Below are 16378 nucleotides of genomic sequence, written 5' to 3' on the forward strand. Positions count from 1 at the left end.
TTGTGCAATGACAAAGAGCGACTAACTCGTTCAAAACCCAAGAGCCCGCTCAGCCCTGGTAGGAGTGAGCAGGCTCAAGTCGGCTAGAGCTCAGGCTTCGGCGGCGCGGGCAGTCACTGCCTCGCCTTCGAGCACCATCCCCTCGCGCATCTTCTGCGCATCACGCACAAAGCAACGCGACGCCGCCAGGAGAAACACCAGGGTCAGCAGCAGCGCCACCGGGATCAGGTACATCGCGTCATGCAGCCCCTGGGCCTTGAACGCCTCGCTCATCACCCCCTGCCCCGCCGCCTCCATGGCCGACACGGCAAAATGATCCGACAACCCGCCGACCACCACCGGGCCCAGGCCACCGCCGAGCAGGTAGAGCCCGGCGAAGTACAACGCCATGGCAGTCGCACGCAGGCGTGGCTGCACCACATCCTGAATCGCCGTGTACACGCAGGTGTAGAAGTTGTATGAGAACAGCCAGCCGACACCGAACACCGCGACGAACAGCCCCAGCTCGATACGCCCGGCGTGCAGTGCCCAGGCGGTGGCAAGGGTGGCCACCAACATGCTCAGCGCGGCGAACAACAGGCGTCCATTGGCAAAGCGCTGATGCACCTTGTCGGCCACCCAGCCACCCAGCGTGAGGCCCACCAGGCCACTCAGACCGACAATCATCCCCGTTGCCACGGCCGCATCGTGCAAGGGCAAGGCGAAGTAGCGCTGCAGCATCGGCACCATGAACGAGTTGCAGGCGTACGAGGCGAAGTTGAAGGTCAACCCCGCCAGTACCAGCCAGGCGAACGTGGGTACGCTCAGCACCCGCCGCAGCGGACGATCAACCGGTGCCTGGGAGATGGCCACGGTTTCCGCAGCGCCGCGCGCAGGTTCGCGGATCATGAAGATGAACAGCGCCAGTAGCAGGCCGGGCACCGCCGCGATGAAGAACGGCGCGCGCCAGCTGTCGAACGCCTGGACCATGGCACCGATGGTGAAGAACGCCAGCAACAAGCCCAGCGGCAGGCCGAGCATGAAGATGCCCATCGCACGCGAGCGCCGCTCGGCCGGGAACAGGTCGCCGATCAGCGAGTTGGCGGCGGGTGCATAGCTGGCCTCGCCGATGCCCACGCCCATGCGCACCAGCAGAAAGCTCCAGAAGCTGCCGACCATGCCGTTGACTGCCGTCAACCCGCTCCAGGCCGCCAGCCCCCAGCCCATTAGCTTGGCGCGCGAACCGGTATCGGCCATCCGCGCCAGCGGCAGGCCGGCGATGGCGTACACCAAGGTGAAGGCTGTGCCGATCAGGCCGATCTGGAAGTCGCTCAGGTGCCACTCCAGACGGATCGGCTCGATGATGATCGCGGGGATGGTGCGGTCGAAGAAATTGAACAGGTTGGCCAGGAACAGCAGGAACAAGATGCGCCAGGCGTTGGACGCTTGGGGGGCGGTGGTCATGGTCGGGTCCCTCGTTATCGTTATTCAGGGCTTCCAGCACGCCTGACGAAATCTAGAGGGTAAGGTGCAAGACGTCTGCCACCATTGACCGGGCTTATATCCCTCGATGGGCTGCGGCCTGATGCATCGCCCGCAACATTTAAACCGATGGCGGCGCCACCAACCGATACCCCACCCCCGCCTCGGTGATGATGTACCGCGGGGCGGTCGGATCGTCACCCAGCTTGTGCCGCAGATGCCCCACCACGATACGCAGGTAGTGGGTGTCGTCGACATGGGTCGGGCCCCAGATATCCTTGAGCAACTGCTGCTGGGTGATCACCCGCCCCGGATGTCCGGCCAGTTGCGCCAGCAGCGCATACTCCTTGCGCGTCAATGCCACCTCGACGCCGTCGAGGGTGACCTTGCGATAGGCGAAATCGACCACCAGCGCACCGAAGCTGGCACTGGCCGCTTGCCCGGAGCCCGCCTGGGGCTTGTGCCGCAACAGCGCGCGCACCCGGGCAAGGAACTCCTGGATACCGAATGGCTTGGTCACGTAGTCGTTGGCGCCGCCATCCAATGCATCGACCTTCTGCACCTCGCTGGCACGCACCGAGAGCACCATCACCGGCACGCTGCTCCACTCGCGCAGGTCACGCAGTACCTGCTGGCCGTCCATGTCCGGCAAGCCGAGATCGAGCACCACAAGGTCAGGCTTGCTCAGTGCCGCCTGGGCCAGGCCTTCGCCACCGGTCGCAGCCTCGATCACCTTGTAGCCCTGGGACACGAGACTGATGCGCAGGAACTTGCGGATCTGCGGTTCGTCGTCGATGACCAGAAGGGTGGCGGCTTGGCTCATGGGGCTTCACTGTCGCTGTCGGGTTGAGGGGGCAACGGCAAGCATAGAGTGATGCAGGTGCCCTGGCCATCGATGCCCTCGCCGACCAGGATGCTGCCGCCATGGGCGCCGATCATGCCCTGGCAGATCGCAAGCCCCAGGCCCGTGCCCTGCCCGCCGCGGTCGCCACGGGCAGCGGTGTAGAACATGTCGAAGATCTTCTCGCGCTCGGCCACCGGGATGCCCGGGCCCTGGTCAGCAACCGAGAAGCACAGGCGCTCGTCCTGCACCGCCACCCGCAGCGCCAGGCGACCATTGGCCGGCGAGAAACGCGCCGCGTTCTCCAGGACGTTGACCAGCGCCTGCTCGATCAGCGCTGCATGCACGAACAGCAGTGGCAGCTCGGCGGGCACCTCGGTGACCACGCGCAGCGGTGCAAGCACCGCGCGCAGGCGGTTGAGGGCACTGCCGACGATATCGCCGGGCGACACCCAGTCACGCGCAAGCTTCAGGCCGCCATGGCCCAGTCGGGTCATGTCGAGCAGGTTCTGGATGTAACGATCCAGGCGCTCGGCTTCGTTGCGGGTGCCTTCGAGCAGCTCACGACGATCATCCGGCGGGATCGCATCGCCCAGCGCCAACAAGCTGTCGATGCTGCCGCGCATGGCGGTCAGCGGGGTGCGCAGGTCATGGGACACCGAGGCAAGCAAGGCGCTGCGCAACTGCTCGGTTTCGCCATGCAGGCGCGCAGCTTCGAGCTGCTCGGCCAGGCGTGCGCGGGCCAGGGCCTGGGCCAGCGGCTCGGCCAGCGCCGTCAGCAGGCGTCGGCGCTGAGCGCTCAAGGGCTCGCCCGCGGCGGGCTGCACACCCAGCAAGGCCATGGGAGACTCGTCGACCGCCAGCGGCCACCACCACCAGCGACCATGGGGCAAGGTATCGCTGCCATGCCCTGCCGCCTGGCCATGTTGCCAGGCCCATTCGGCAGCGGCGCGCTCGTTGTCGGTAAAAGCCTGCGGCCCGCCGCTGGCGACCTGCAACAAACCCTCGGTATCGCGTTCGAGCAGGCAGATCTGGATATCCTGCCAATCGTCCAGGTGCTGGCCAGCGGCACTGAACACCGCCTGGCGATCCGTGGCCACGGTCAGGCGGCGCGACAGGTCGAGCAGTTGCCGGGTCTCGCCCTGGGTTTCGCGCAGCGCCTGCAACTGACGGCGCTGGCGAGCGGCGAGGTTGCCGGTCAGGGCGGCCATGAGCAGGAAGAACACCAGGGTCAGCACATCCTCTTCACGCTGGATGCTGAACGAGAAGTTCGGCGGGATGAACAGGAAGTCATAGGTCAGGAACGACAGCGCCGCACAGGCCAGCGCAGGCCCCAGGCTGCTGCGCACCGCGACCAGCAGCACCGCCGCGAGGAACACCAGCGAAATGTTCGGCAATGCCAGCACGCTGGACACGGCCCAGGCCAGCCCCGCCGCCAGTACGGTCGCCAGCAGCGCCAGCCAATAGTGGCGCCAGACCCAGGCGCGCTTGACCACCGCCCGTGTCGCTGCGGGTTGAGCGTCGCGGTCGAGCACGTTGATCTCCAACCCCCGGCTGTCGCGCAGCAAGCGTGCGGCGACGCCCGCACCGAACAGGCGACGGCGCAGGCGATCGCGAGACTGGCCGACCAGCACCAGGCTCGCCCGCCGTTCCAGCGCATGCTGGATGAGCGTGCGCGCCACCTCCCCGGCCCTGAGCACCACGACTTCGCCACCCAGGCGCTCGGCCAACTGCTGCGCAGCCTGCAGGCGCTGACGCGCGCCCTCGTCACGCAGCCTGCCGTTGTCGACATGCACCAGGCTCCACGGCAGATGCCGCCGCTGGGCGACGCGGCTGGCATGGCGCACCAGGCGCTCGGCCTGCTCATCGCCATCGACCCCGACCAGCAGGCGCCCTCGCAAGGTCGGCGCCTGCTCGCCGCGCTGGCGGTAGCCATGGGCAAGGTCGGCATCGACCTGGGCCGCGGCGGTCTGCATGGCCAGCTCGCGCAAGGCAGTGAGGTTGGTCTGGGAGAAGAACGCATCGATCGCCGCCCGTGCCTGCTCAGGCACGTAGACCTTGCCTTCGCGCAAGCGCTCGAGCAGTTCACGGGGCGGCAGGTCGATCAGCACCAGCTCGAAGGCTTCCTGCAGCACCCAGTCGGGCAGGGTTTCGCGCACCTGCACGCCCGTGATGTCGCGAACCTTGTCGTTGAGGCTTTCCAGGTGCTGGACATTGACCGTGGTATACACATCGATACCGGCAGCGAGCAGTTCCTGAACATCCTGCCAGCGCTTGGCGTGGCGGCTACCTGGGGCGTTGGTATGCGCCAGCTCGTCGACCAGCGCCAGGGGCGGTGCAGCCTTGAGCAGGCCGTCGAGATCCATTTCTTCGAGGGTGACGCCACGGTACTCGCTGCGCAGCAGAGGCTGCTGCGCCAAGCCACCGAGCAGCGCCTCGGTTTCAGCACGACCATGGGTCTCCACCACCGCCGCCAGCACCTTCACCCCCTGGCGCTGCTGGGCATGGGCGGCCTGGAGCATGGCGAAGGTCTTGCCCACGCCGGGAGCGGCGCCCAGAAATACTTTAAGCCTGCCGCGACCGTTGCGGGGCAGGCTCGCCAACAGCGCATCGGCGCGGGCGGAATCACTCATGCTTGATCCTTTGGTAAGGGGCCGGGGCCTGCTTCGCAGGCCATCGCGGGACAAGCCCGCTCCCACAGGTACTGCGCCGTTCTCGTGAACACCGGTGAACCTGTAGGAGCGGGCTTGCCCCGCGATGGCCGCGACATGGTCTGGATATCAGCGATCAGTAACAGGCGCCAACCGCTCCAGCGCCTGGTTCAAGGCCAGCACATTGACCACGGGCGGGCCGACCAATGGCCGCAGAGTGGCCTCATCCACCAGCGCTTGCAAGCGCTCGATAGGGATCTGCCGGGCCGCCGCCACACGCGGCAGCTGGTAGGCGATCGCCTCCGGCGGCAACTGCGGGTCGAGCCCGCTGCCGGAGGTGGTCAGCAGGGCCTGCGGCACCGGCCCCAGTTCAGGCTGGTACAGGGCGGCGGCATCACTCTTGACCCGCTCGGCCAGCGCCGGGTTGCTTGGCGCCAGGTTACTCGCGCTGCTGGAGACGGTAGCGAAGGCGCCGGCCGAAGGACGCGACTGGAACCAGCCGTCGCCCTTGAACTCCTGGGCGATCAACGCCGAGCCGCGCACCTGCCCCTGCTCATCGCGCACCAGGCTGCCATTGGCCTGATCGGGGAAGGCGACCTGGGCGATACCGGTCACCGCCAGCGGGTACAGCGCGCCGGTGACCAGGGTCATCAGCAGGACCAGGCTCACGGCCGGGCGTACGTAGGTGCTCATGTTCGTCTCTCCTTCAGACCAGGTGCAGGGCAGTGAGCAGCATGTCGATCAGCTTGATCCCGGCGAACGGCACCAGGATGCCACCCACGCCGTAGATCAGCAGGTTGCGTCGCAGCAGGTGCGCGGCACTTGCCGCCTGCACGCGCACGCCGCGCAAGGCCAGGGGGATCAGCACGATGATGATCAGCGCGTTGAAGACGATCGCCGAAAGGATTGCGCTTTGCGGGCTGCTCAGGCGCATCAGGTTGAGCACACCCAGTTGCGGGTAGATCGAGGCGAACAGCGCCGGCAGGATGGCGAAGTACTTGGCCACGTCGTTGGCGATGGAGAACGTGGTCAGTGCACCACGGGTCACCAGCAGTTCCTTGCCGACCTGGACCACATCCAGCAGCTTGGTCGGATCGCTGTCCAGGTCGACCATGTTGGCCGCCTCGCGCGCCGCCTGAGTACCGTCGTTCATGGCCATGCCGACATCCGCCTGGGCCAGGGCCGGAGCATCGTTGGCACCGTCGCCGCACATGGCGACCAGGCGGCCGTCATTCTGCTCCTGGCGAATGCGCGCCAGCTTCTTCTCGGGGGTGGCCTCGGCAAGCACGTCATCGACACCGGCCTCGGCGGCGATGGCTGCGGCGGTCAGTGGGTTGTCACCGGTCACCATCACGGTGCGGATACCCAGCTTGCGCAACTCGGCGAAACGCTCACGGATGCCGGGCTTGACCACGTCCTTGAGGTGGATCACCCCCAGCAGGTGGCGGTCGACGCATACCAGCAAGGGTGTGCCGCCACTCTGGGCGATGCGCTCGACTTCACGGGCCAACGAAGCCGGCATTTCCAGGCGTTGCAGGCCGACGAACGCCAGCACCGCGTCCACCGCGCCCTTACGGTAGTGGCGCTGCCCGAAGTCGATACCCGAAAGACGCGTCTCGGCGCTGAACGCAATGGCGCTGTACTGCGCGGCAGCGGGTTCGTCGAAGTCGTGCAACTGGCGCAGGTAATCGACGATGGACTTGCCCTCGGCCGTATCGTCGGCCAGCGAGGCAAGCAAGGCTCCCTCCCCCAGCTCCTTGGCGGTAACACCGGGCGCTGCGTGCAGGGCGCTGCAGCGGCGGTTACCGAAGGTGATGGTGCCGGTCTTGTCGAGCATCAACGTGTGCACGTCGCCCGCAGCCTCCACCGCACGCCCGGAGCGGGCGATGACGTTAAGGCGCACCAGGCGATCCATACCCGCGATACCGATGGCCGACAGCAGGCCACCAATGGTCGTCGGAATCAGCGTCACCAGCAGCGCGGCGAGGAAGATCAGTGGCAGGCTGCCACCCACGAAATGGGCGAACGGCTGCAAGGTCACCACTACGATCAGGAAAATCAGGGTCAGGCCGATCAGCAGGATATCCAGGGCAATCTCGTTGGGGGTCTTCTGGCGCTTGGCGCCTTCGACCAGGGCGATCATGCGGTCCAGGGTCGACTCACCAGGGTTGCTGGTGATGCGGATCAGCAGCCAGTCGGAAACCAGCCGGGTATTGCCGGTCACCGCCGAACGGTCGCCACCGGACTCGCGGATCACCGGCGCCGACTCGCCGGTGATCGCCGCCTCGTTGACGGCGGCGATGCCTTCGAGCACCTCGCCATCGCCCGGGATCAGCTCACCGGCCACCACCCGCACCACATCGTCCTTGCGCAATGCGGTGGCAGCGACGGTTTCGAAGCTGCCATTGGCCACACGGCGCTGAGCAGTCAGGCCCTGGCTGCCGGCCTTGAGGCTGTCGGCACGGGCCTTGCCCCGGCCTTCCGCCAAGGCTTCGGCGAAGTTGGCAAAGAGTACGGTAAACCACAGCCACAGGGCGATCTGCACCGCCACGCCGGTGCTCACACCACTGCCGGGCACCAGACACAGGACCGTGGTCAGCACAGCCGTCAGGGCGACCACCAGCATGACAGGCGAGCGCTTGAGCTGGCGCGGATCGAGCTTGACGAAGGCCTGTACCAGGGCCGGGCGCCAGAGCGCGGCGAAGCGGGTCTGGTCGACGGCGCGGGTAGCTTTCACTTCAGAAATGGGCATGTTCATGTTCGGATCCTCAGAAACCCAGGCTCAACTGTTCGGCAATCGGCCCCAGGGCCAGGGTCGGCAGGAAGGTCAGCCCACCGACCAGCAGGATGGTCACCAACAACAGGCCGGCGAACAGCGGGCCATGGGTGGGGAAGCTGTTCTGGCCCTGCGGCGCGCTTTTCTTGGCGGCCAGGCTGCCCGCCAGTGCCAGCACCGGCAAGATGTAGCCGAAGCGCCCGATCAGCATGGCCAGGCCGATCATCAGGTTGTGGAACACGGTGTTGGCACCGAAGCCGCCGAAGGCCGAACCGTTGTTGGCGGTGCCGGAGGTGTAGGCATACAGCAACTGGCTGAAGCCATGCGCCCCCGGGTTGCTCACCGCGCCTGCAGGCCCCGGCAGGCTGGCGGCGATGGCGCCGAGCACCAGCACGCCAACCGGCATCACCAGCAGTGTCGCGACCAACAATTGCACTTCACGGGCCTGCAACTTCTTGCCCAGGTATTCGGGTGTGCGACCGATCATCAACCCGGCCAGGAACACCGCGATCAGCACGAACAGCAGCATGCCGTAGAGGCCCGAGCCGACGCCGCCGAAGATCACCTCGCCAACCATCATGTTGACCATCGCCACCATGCTGGTCAGCGGATTGAGGCTGTCGTGCATGGCGTTGACCGAACCGTTGGAGGCGGAGGTCGTCGTCACGGTCCACAGCACGCTAGCGGTGGTGCCAAAGCGGCTTTCCTTGCCTTCCATCGGCGCGCCCTGCTGCACCTGAGCGCTGTCCAGGGCCGGGTTGGGCTGGTACTCGGCCCACAGGCCGACCGCACCGCCGATCAGGAACAGGCCCAACATGCAGGCCAGGATCGCGCGGCTCTGACGCAGGTCCTTGACGTAGTGGCCGAAAGTGAACACCAGTGCCACCGGAATCAGAATGATCGAAGCCACCTCGAACAGGTTGCTCCAGGCCGTGGGGTTCTCGAACGGATGCGCCGAGTTGACGCCGAAGAAACCACCGCCGTTGGTGCCCAGTTGCTTGATCGCGATCTGGCTGGCGGCAGGGCCCAGCGGGATGCTCTGGTCGGCACCTTGCAGGGTGACGGCGTGGGCGTAGTCGGCGAAGGTCTGTGGCACACCCTGCCACACCAGCAGCAACGCCAGCACGATGCACAGTGGCAGCAGGCCGTAGAGGGTGGCACGGGTCATGTCGACCCAGAAGTTGCCCAGGTTGTGGGTCGAGCGCCGGCCGATACCACGGCACAGGGCGACCAGCACGGCAAGGCCGGTGGCAGCGCTGACGAAGTTCTGCACGGTCAGGCCGATCATCTGGCTCAGGTAGCTGAGCGAGGCCTCACCGCTGTAGGCCTGCCAGTTGGTGTTGGTCATGAAGCTGACGGCGGTGTTGAACGCCAGCGACCATTCCTGGCCCGGCAGATGCTGCGGGTTGAGCGGCAGCGAACCCTGCAGCAGGAGCACGGCGAACAGCACCAGGAAGCCCATCAGGTTGAAGGCCAGCAGCGCCAGGGTGTATTGCTTCCAGTTCTGCTCCTGTTCGGCGCGTACCCCGGACAACCGGTAACAACCCTGCTCTACCGGGCCGAGGATCGGCGACAGCCAGGTACGCTGGCCCTCCATGACCTTGTAGTAGAACCGCCCAAGCCAGGGTGCTGGCAGCAGCACCAGGGCCAGGAACGCCAGCAGCAATGCGAAGTCGTAGCTGTGCATGGCCGCTCCCTAGCTGCGATCGGCGCGCAGCAGCGCCACCAGCAGGTAAATGGACAACACCACTGCCAGCAGCAGTGACACTCCGTCGAGCATGTTCATCTGTGAATCTCCCCGTCTTGCGGCGTCGGCCGCTTTGGAGGAATTGTCGGAGGGAGGGGCGTAAAGAGACGAGATCGGGGGGCGGGTCAGGGCATAAAGAATGCGTAAAGATCAGGTTTCGGACTGCCTGTCGCGGCCTTTTCGCGGCGCCCCGGACTTGCCCGCGAAGAGACCGCAACAGCTTACGGTTTGACCTGCCCCGAATGCCGGCTCCAGTCCAGCAACAGGCTGTAACCGACGGCCAGCAAGGTCGGTCCGATGAACAAGCCGATGAAGCCAAACGCGATCAACCCGCCAAACACGCCGAGCAGCACGATCACCAGCGGCAGGTTCCCACCGCGGCTGATCAGGTACGGTTTGAGCACGTTGTCCACGCCACTGATGATGAAGGTGCCCCATATCCCGAGGAACACCGCCATCCCGTACTCGCCCTTCCACACCAGCCAGCCGGTGGCCGGAATCCAGGCCAGTGGCGGGCCCATCGGGATCAGGCTGAGCATGAAGGTCACAAGGCCCAGCACGATCGCCCCGGGCACGCCGGCGATGAGAAAGCCGATCAGAGCCAGCAGCCCTTGCGCCGCGGCGGTACCGATTACGCCGTTGACCACCCGCTGCACGGTGCCGGCCACCAGGTCGATGTAGTACTCGGCACGCTCGCCGACCAGGCGCTGCAGCAAGCGCTGCACGAACGCGGCCAGGCGTGGACCGTCGCGGTAGAAGAAGAACACGAAGACGATACTGAGCGTGAGTTCCAGCACGCCGCTGCCGATCTGCGCGCTACGCGCCAGGAACCAATTGCCAACCTGGCCGAAGTACGGTTTGGCCGACGCGATCAAGGCCGCGCCCTGCTGGTCGAGGGACTCCCACCAGTTGACCAGGCGCTCGCCGATGAAGGGAATGCCACGCACCCAGTCCGGCGCATCCGGCAAACCCTCCACCTGTACGTCACGCACGAAGTTGGTGGCGTCGCGCACATGGTCGGCCAGGTTGAAGCCCAGCCACACCAGCGGCAGCGCGACCACCAGGATCCACACCGTCGTGAGGATGCTGGCCGCGAGGGTTTCGCGCCCGCCCAGCCAACGCGTCAGCAAGCGCATCAGCGGCCAGCTGGCAAAGGCCAGGATCGCCCCCCAGAGTAACGCCGAGATGAACGGCGCCATGACCCACAGGGCGGCGCCCAACAGCGCCAGCAACAGAATCTGGATCAGCAGACGGTCATTGTTGGCCATGATGGCCCTCGTTCAACGAATCAGTTCCAGATGCAGACCATCGGTAGGCGCCGTACCCACTTCGAGACGGGCACTGCGTACACCGGCCTTGACCAGTTGCTCGCGCCAGGCTTCCGCCGCCTGGCCGCTGAGGCTGGCGCGCAGGGTGCTGTCCAGGTTCAGGCTGCGGGCCAACAGCGAAACCCAGGCAGGCTGTGGCGCGCTCAGGTCAGGGTAGTCGAGCTTGCCGGTATCGCGCATCTCGCGCAGCACCGTGGCGGCCGTCGGCAGTACTTCGCCCAGCGGGCTGTCAGCGACGAACTCTTCGACATGCAGGTAGGCGCGGCGGTTGCCGCGGGTGACGCTGTACAGGGCGACCAGCGTGTCGGCCTCTTCGGCCGAGCGGCGCAAAAGAATGAAGGCCTGCTGCTCGTCGCCGCCATTGAGGAGGGAATTGTTGAACACAACGTTGGCCCAGATGCTGGCCTCGCCGCAGTCACGGCCCTGGCACCAGAACAGGGGATAACCACCGTCGCGCTGCAGCTCTTCACGGGCGCTGGTAAAGGCCTCGCGGGCAGTGCGCTCCACCGGCAGTTCATAGGTGACCGAACTGACCTGGCCACGGCTTTCGACCTTGCCCTCGACTCGCAGGCGGCCGCTGATCTTGCGCATCGGTCCCATCGGGTAGACCCGTTCCTGCTCAACGGCAGGGCGCTGGTCGACCACCTTGGCGTCAGCCGGCACCGGCAGGCTGCCGGCCCACAACAGCGGGCTGGCGAGTGTGAAGCAGGCGGCGATGGCGCTGCGGAGGAAAAACGGCGCGCTCATCGGCCATCCTTGCGGCGCCGGGCGCCGTGGCGAAGATCGTGAATGTCTGGCATGTATGGTTGTCTCCCTGTTCAACCCGCCAAGCCTCGACACTTGTCCGGTGCAAGTCAAGCAAAGCCAAAGAAGCGATTGAAACAGTCTGCGACAAGGGCCGCGCCCTGCTCGTCATTCAAGTGCAGGTGGTGGCCACCGGGCAAGGTCACCTGCTCGAAGGGTAGCTGCTCCAGCAGGCTTGTGTGGCGCGCCAACATGCCATCCCCCGCGACGACCAGGCAGGCCGGGCAGCTCGCCCGCCGTACGAACGCCATGGCCTGGGCTTCGTTCAGGCGCACCGGCGACGGCAAGGTCAGACGGCTGTCGCTGCGCCAGCTGTAACCACCCGGCACTGGCATGAGCCCACGCTGGGCCAGCAGTTCGGCAGCTTCGCGACTGACCGCAACCATGCCTTTCATTCGCGCCTGCACCCCCGCCTCCAGGGTCGGGTACACCGACTTGCGCTTGCCCTCCAGGCGCAACTGCGCCTGCAGCGCCATGCCCAGGCGCTCGGCGGCATCCTGCTCGGCGACCGTGGGCGGGATGACGCCATCGATCAACGCCAGATGGCTGATCCGTTCGGGCAGTGCGCCAGCCAACTGCACCGAGATGATCGCCCCCAGCGAATGCCCGAGCAGGCCAAAGCGCTCCCAGCCCAGTTGCTCGGCAACCCGCAGCACATCATGGGCATAATCGGCCAGGTTGTAGCTCGCCCCGGCCGGACGATGCTGTGAGTAGCCATGCCCGGCCAGGTCGAGCGCGACAATGCGCAGGCCTTTCAGGCGCGGGGCCAGGTGGGCGAAGCTGTTGGCATTGTCGAGCCAGCCGTGCAGAGCGATCACCGGCAGGCCGTCGGCAGGACCGAACAGGTGTGCGGCCAGTTCGATATGGCCCAGACTCAGACGAATCTCCTCGACCTGCGCGCTCATGCCTGGCTCCAGCGATCGAACAGGCCCTTGATCAGACTGGCAGTATCGGTGGGCCGCTCCAGTGGAAACATATGCCCGCCCGGGACGCTGTGATATTCCCCCCGTGGCATCGCCCGCACCGCCAGGGCGTGGTGCTTGCGGATCACCCGGCTGCGATCGCCACGCACCATGGCCAGCGGTACTTGCAACTGGCGCGCAGGGGCCGGACTGACATGGGGAATGCTGCGGTAGATGCGCATTTCGGTGCTGGGGTCGAAGCGCAAACGCACCCCCTCATCCACTGTTTGCAAACCGTGCTCGAGATAGGCTTCGAGGCACTCGGGATCGAACTGGCGGAACAGCGCCTTGCTGGCGAAGTAACTGCGCGCGCTGTCGCGATCAGGAAACGCCTCGCGCCGTCCTTCGGTTCGCCCGGCCGGCGTGATGCGGTCGATGAAACCGAAGCGTTTGGCAGTGCGGATCAGCCATTGGTCGGCACGGGTGAGCACGGGCGAGTCGAGCATCACCACACCGCGGTAGAGCTCGGGTCGGCGCAGGGCGGCATGCAGGTGCAGCACACCACCGAGGGAATGACCGACACCCCAGACCGGGGCCGGCTGCTGCGCCAGATGATGCAGCAGCTCGTCGACCAGGTTCTGCCAGTTGTCATCCACCGGAAAACGCGGGTCGTGGGCGTGCTGCTCCAGGTGGCAGACCTGGTAGTCCGGGGCCAGGGCCGCGAACAGCTTGCCGTAGGTGGCCGAAGGAAAACCGTTGGCATGGGCGAAGAAGATCTGCTGCGACATGACCGCCTGGTCCGACTGGAGAGTGATAGCCCATTGTCAGCAACCTGCCGGTTGGCGGCAACGTTCGGAAAGGTCATCGGCGAGGGCAATCAGGTCAAGGCGACGCAACACCCCGCTGAGCCAGAGCAATACCTGGTATTTCTGTCAGTTTCACTCGTTTCCTGCCTCGTTCACACTGCGCCATGAACCCCTGGAAACCTGAGGAGTCGACGATGTCAACCGCTGAGGACGAGCAGCAACTGCATGCACAAGGCCTGGTCTCGAAGCCTTTGACTTTCAAGGTCACACGCAGGGCTGAGACAGATTACCCCGCACCTTCCGTACTGCAGGCAACGGACGACAGGCTCGACCCCATCGACGCGCTCAACGGCGCTACCGTAAGAGCACAGTATCCGGCCATGCTGCCCAGCGACACTCTGGCGGCAGACTGGTCCGGGAGCACTGCTGCGGACAGTTGGCAGAGCGACCAACAACCCGGAAGCCTCTTTGGTTATGTCGATTTCCAGGCGCCTGTCAGCGTGGTGGCTGCCAGCCAGGGCAAGACGGTCACCCTCCGCTACGCAGTAGCACGCAGTGGCCAGGCTGCAAGATTATCCTTGCCAATGCTGCTGGCGGTGGGAACCCTGGCGCAAAGCGATTTGCCTGCCCCTGTGATTCCCCAGGCCAACGCGACCACCAGGGTACTCGACCTCAACAACTTCACCGGCAATGCACAGGTCAAGGTTGAACCATGGCCATTGATAGCGGCGGGTCAACGGGTGTGGATCCGTGTGGACGGGACCCTCGAAAATGGCTCGGCCCATACGGTCTACCTGGCCCGAGGCGCAGAGGTCGTCCCTGAACAGGTAACAGCAGGGCTGGACCTGGTCTTGCCGCGCACCGAGCTGGAGAAGCTCAGCAGCGGCTCCAGCCTCACGGCGAAAGTTTCGGTAGCATTCGACGCCACCAGTAACGAGGGGCAGGCCCGAGTATTCCCAAACGCGCTCTACACGCTCGAGAAGATCATTGTGGTCAGGCCCACTATCGTTTCCGTAAAAGACGACAAGGGAACAGAGGTGCCAAACGGCAGTTCGACAACCTCGCCAAGCCTGGTGTTGAGCGGTCAGGCATCAGCCAACCAGCAGGTCGAGGTACTTGATGGCGCCAGCGTGATAAGTACCGAGCCTGTCGCAGCGAACGGCAGCTGGACAAGCACTCGGACAAACTTGAGCGTGAAAACCTACGATTTCAAAGTCCGAGGGCGCTACGCAGACAATCCTGAATCCGATGTATGGACTGTACACAGGGTCCAGGAGCTGGTCCTTGCAAAACCGGTGATTCCCCTGGCACCAGGCGATGTACTACCACCTGGAGATGTCCCGTCCACCGGCCTGCCCGTCCTGGTCGAGGTCTACGGCGGTATGGCCATCGGTGATGTGGTGTCGGTGACTTTTGCGGGAATCGCTGGCTCCCCACAGACTGTCGGCAGCGTAAGTCGGCTCACGTTTTCTGTTCCCAAGACTCAGGTAGACGCCAATGCTGGCAGAACGGTAACCGTGCAGTACCTGGTCACCCGAGGCTCGAGAGGGGCTGCGGTCCCCTCGCCTGTCGTGAACCTGCGGATCAACGCACTGACGCCGCCCCTGACCATCGATACCTCACCGGCAACACTCAATGGCGTGATCCACCGCAACAGCAACCCGGTGACCCACCCCCCCGCCAACGCTTTCGTGCAGCGCACCGCCAGCGGCGGCCAACCGCCCTACACCTACTCGACGAGCAACGGCAACGTGATCGAGGTCAACCCTTCCACTGGGCGAGCGGTGTCTTATGGCAGCGGGACGGCCAATGTGATCGTGACCGATACCGCTGGTGCCAGTGCCAGCTATCCGGTGACCGTATCCAATGTCAGGCGGGTTGAAGGCCTGGGCTCGTTCAATGTGTGGTATTGGTGCCGAGATCGGGCCGCAGAGAGAGGCGGAGCATTACCTACGCTTGGAGAATGGGATGCAATGCGCGCGAGCTACAACAACAACCCAGGCATCGGTGATCGGGCGTGGAGTGCGGACTCGGCGGGAACAGGTAGACGCTATGCGATAGACGTTGCCAACGGCAACAGGGTTTCCTTGCGTGCAACGAATATCGGTGGAGATACGGCTGTGGGCTGGGGAATATTCAATCGCTGAGGCGCAGCTGATCCATGCCTGCATACTCGGATGGCCGATTGCATCATTGCTATCGGCCTCCCACCACGCAAGCGCAAGACCTGCAGATAAACTCAGGGGTTGAAGCTCGCGCTCAGTAATGTCATCACACCGAAAGGTGACAACGCCCCTTCAAGTTCTGCCAGGTCCGCAGTGCTCATCCGTGCCGGCTGCTGCAGATGCCCATGCTCCAGCATTCCCACCAACGCCCCCACCAGCGGCTGATGGCTGACCAGCAGCACATGCTCCAGCCCCAGACGCTCGATTTCGCCGATCACCTGCCGAACATTGCTCTCGGGGGTCAACCACGGCACGGTGCGCACCGGTTCGGCAAAGCCAAGGGTGTCGTGCACCAGGGCGGCGGTCTGCTGGGCGCGCACATAGGGGCTGGCGATGATCGCCTGCAGCGGCTGGCCCAGCAGATGTGCAGCACTGTGCAGCACTTGCTCGCGACCATGGGCCGTGAGACGACGCTCGGCATCGGTATTGGCCCGCGGCTCCGCTTCGCCGTGGCGCAGAATCCACAGCTTCACAGTTTCGGCTCCTCGTCACGCACCGGGTGCGGCGCCGCAGCCACTGTGTGGGGCGCTTCGCCCTCAGGCGCGCGGGGCGTCGGCCAGTCGGCAAACGGCCAGGGCTTCTGGTCGGTGTGGAAGGTGCCGAAGCGGCCGATCTGCGCCAGGTACTGGCTGAGGCTGTCGCCGAAGTTCATCAGGCTGGCACTCGGCGCGCCATACACCAGGCGGTAGATCAGCTGCACCAGCACCAGCCCGCCAAGCAGCAACTCGGCCAGTTGCCAGACCACCAGGAACACCAGCATCCACAGCACCCGCAGGATGATCGACTCGCGCTGGGCGCGCTCGGGCGTATCGTTCATGTGTCGCTCCTTGCTCTGAT

14 protein-coding genes are annotated in these 16378 nt (G+C 65.3%); 1 reads left to right on the plus strand and 13 read right to left on the minus strand.

Annotated features, from left to right (window positions below):
- Positions 1 to 90: 90 nt before the first annotated feature.
- The 11 genes from AC2CGW_RS00235 to AC2CGW_RS00285 all read right to left on the minus strand — a co-directional run bounded on the left by AC2CGW_RS00235 (position 91) and on the right by AC2CGW_RS00285 (position 13298).
- A complete protein-coding gene (locus AC2CGW_RS00235; RefSeq protein WP_484573352.1) occupies positions 91 to 1443 on the minus strand; it encodes a spinster family MFS transporter in 1353 nt (450 codons plus the stop codon).
- 139 nt (positions 1444 to 1582) lie between these two features.
- A complete protein-coding gene (locus AC2CGW_RS00240) occupies positions 1583 to 2284 on the minus strand; it encodes a response regulator (protein WP_186666194.1) in 702 nt (233 codons plus the stop codon).
- Complete coding sequence (locus tag AC2CGW_RS00245) at positions 2281 to 4935, minus strand: sensor histidine kinase (RefSeq protein WP_186666196.1); 2655 nt, start codon at positions 4933 to 4935, stop codon at positions 2281 to 2283. The genes AC2CGW_RS00240 and AC2CGW_RS00245 overlap by 4 nt, the downstream gene beginning before the upstream one ends.
- 147 nt (positions 4936 to 5082) lie before the next feature.
- Positions 5083 to 5646, minus strand: a complete 564-nt coding sequence (gene kdpC, locus AC2CGW_RS00250) for a potassium-transporting ATPase subunit KdpC (protein ID WP_186720043.1) — start codon at positions 5644 to 5646, stop codon at positions 5083 to 5085.
- A 13-nt stretch (positions 5647 to 5659) separates the two neighbouring features.
- Positions 5660 to 7711: a potassium-transporting ATPase subunit KdpB gene (gene kdpB / locus AC2CGW_RS00255; protein WP_484573353.1), complete on the minus strand. Its 2052-nt coding sequence runs from the start codon at positions 7709 to 7711 to the stop codon at positions 5660 to 5662.
- A gap of 10 nt (positions 7712 to 7721) precedes the next feature.
- On the minus strand, positions 7722 to 9416 hold the full coding sequence (gene kdpA, locus AC2CGW_RS00260) for a potassium-transporting ATPase subunit KdpA (RefSeq protein WP_426352700.1): 1695 nt from the start codon (positions 9414 to 9416) through the stop codon (positions 7722 to 7724).
- A 9-nt stretch (positions 9417 to 9425) separates the two neighbouring features.
- The gene (gene kdpF, locus AC2CGW_RS00265) at positions 9426 to 9515 is read right to left on the minus strand and encodes a K(+)-transporting ATPase subunit F (RefSeq protein WP_426352699.1); all 90 of its coding nucleotides are present in this window, start codon (positions 9513 to 9515) and stop codon (positions 9426 to 9428) included.
- 182 nt (positions 9516 to 9697) lie between these two features.
- Positions 9698 to 10744 (minus strand): AI-2E family transporter, encoded by a 1047-nt coding sequence (locus AC2CGW_RS00270; RefSeq protein WP_186666204.1) that lies wholly within the window; start codon positions 10742 to 10744, stop codon positions 9698 to 9700.
- A gap of 12 nt (positions 10745 to 10756) precedes the next feature.
- The gene (locus AC2CGW_RS00275; RefSeq protein WP_426352698.1) at positions 10757 to 11551 is read right to left on the minus strand and encodes a DUF4892 domain-containing protein; all 795 of its coding nucleotides are present in this window, start codon (positions 11549 to 11551) and stop codon (positions 10757 to 10759) included.
- A gap of 107 nt (positions 11552 to 11658) precedes the next feature.
- Positions 11659 to 12513, minus strand: coding sequence for an alpha/beta fold hydrolase (locus AC2CGW_RS00280; RefSeq protein WP_186666208.1), 855 nt, complete (start codon positions 12511 to 12513; stop codon positions 11659 to 11661).
- Positions 12510 to 13298 carry an alpha/beta fold hydrolase gene (locus tag AC2CGW_RS00285; protein WP_484573354.1) on the minus strand — a complete coding sequence of 263 codons (789 nt, stop codon included), beginning with the start codon at positions 13296 to 13298 and terminating at the stop codon, positions 12510 to 12512. Before AC2CGW_RS00285 ends, AC2CGW_RS00280 begins: the two co-directional genes overlap by 4 nt.
- Positions 13299 to 13510: 212 nt before the next feature.
- On the opposite strand from AC2CGW_RS00285, the gene AC2CGW_RS00290 reads away from it, so the two are divergent.
- Positions 13511 to 15463 carry a hypothetical protein gene (locus tag AC2CGW_RS00290; protein ID WP_426352697.1) on the plus strand — a complete coding sequence of 651 codons (1953 nt, stop codon included), beginning with the start codon at positions 13511 to 13513 and terminating at the stop codon, positions 15461 to 15463.
- Between the two features lie 92 nt (positions 15464 to 15555).
- Here AC2CGW_RS00290 and sixA read toward each other — a convergent pair whose 3' ends face one another.
- Positions 15556 to 16014: a phosphohistidine phosphatase SixA gene (gene sixA, locus AC2CGW_RS00295; protein ID WP_426352696.1), complete on the minus strand. Its 459-nt coding sequence runs from the start codon at positions 16012 to 16014 to the stop codon at positions 15556 to 15558.
- The gene (locus tag AC2CGW_RS00300; RefSeq protein WP_411382926.1) at positions 16011 to 16358 is read right to left on the minus strand and encodes a DUF4389 domain-containing protein; all 348 of its coding nucleotides are present in this window, start codon (positions 16356 to 16358) and stop codon (positions 16011 to 16013) included. The genes sixA and AC2CGW_RS00300 overlap by 4 nt, the downstream gene beginning before the upstream one ends.
- Positions 16359 to 16378 lie beyond the last annotated feature (20 nt).

It is taken from the genome of Pseudomonas sp. SYWMCR5, from assembly GCF_057197165.1.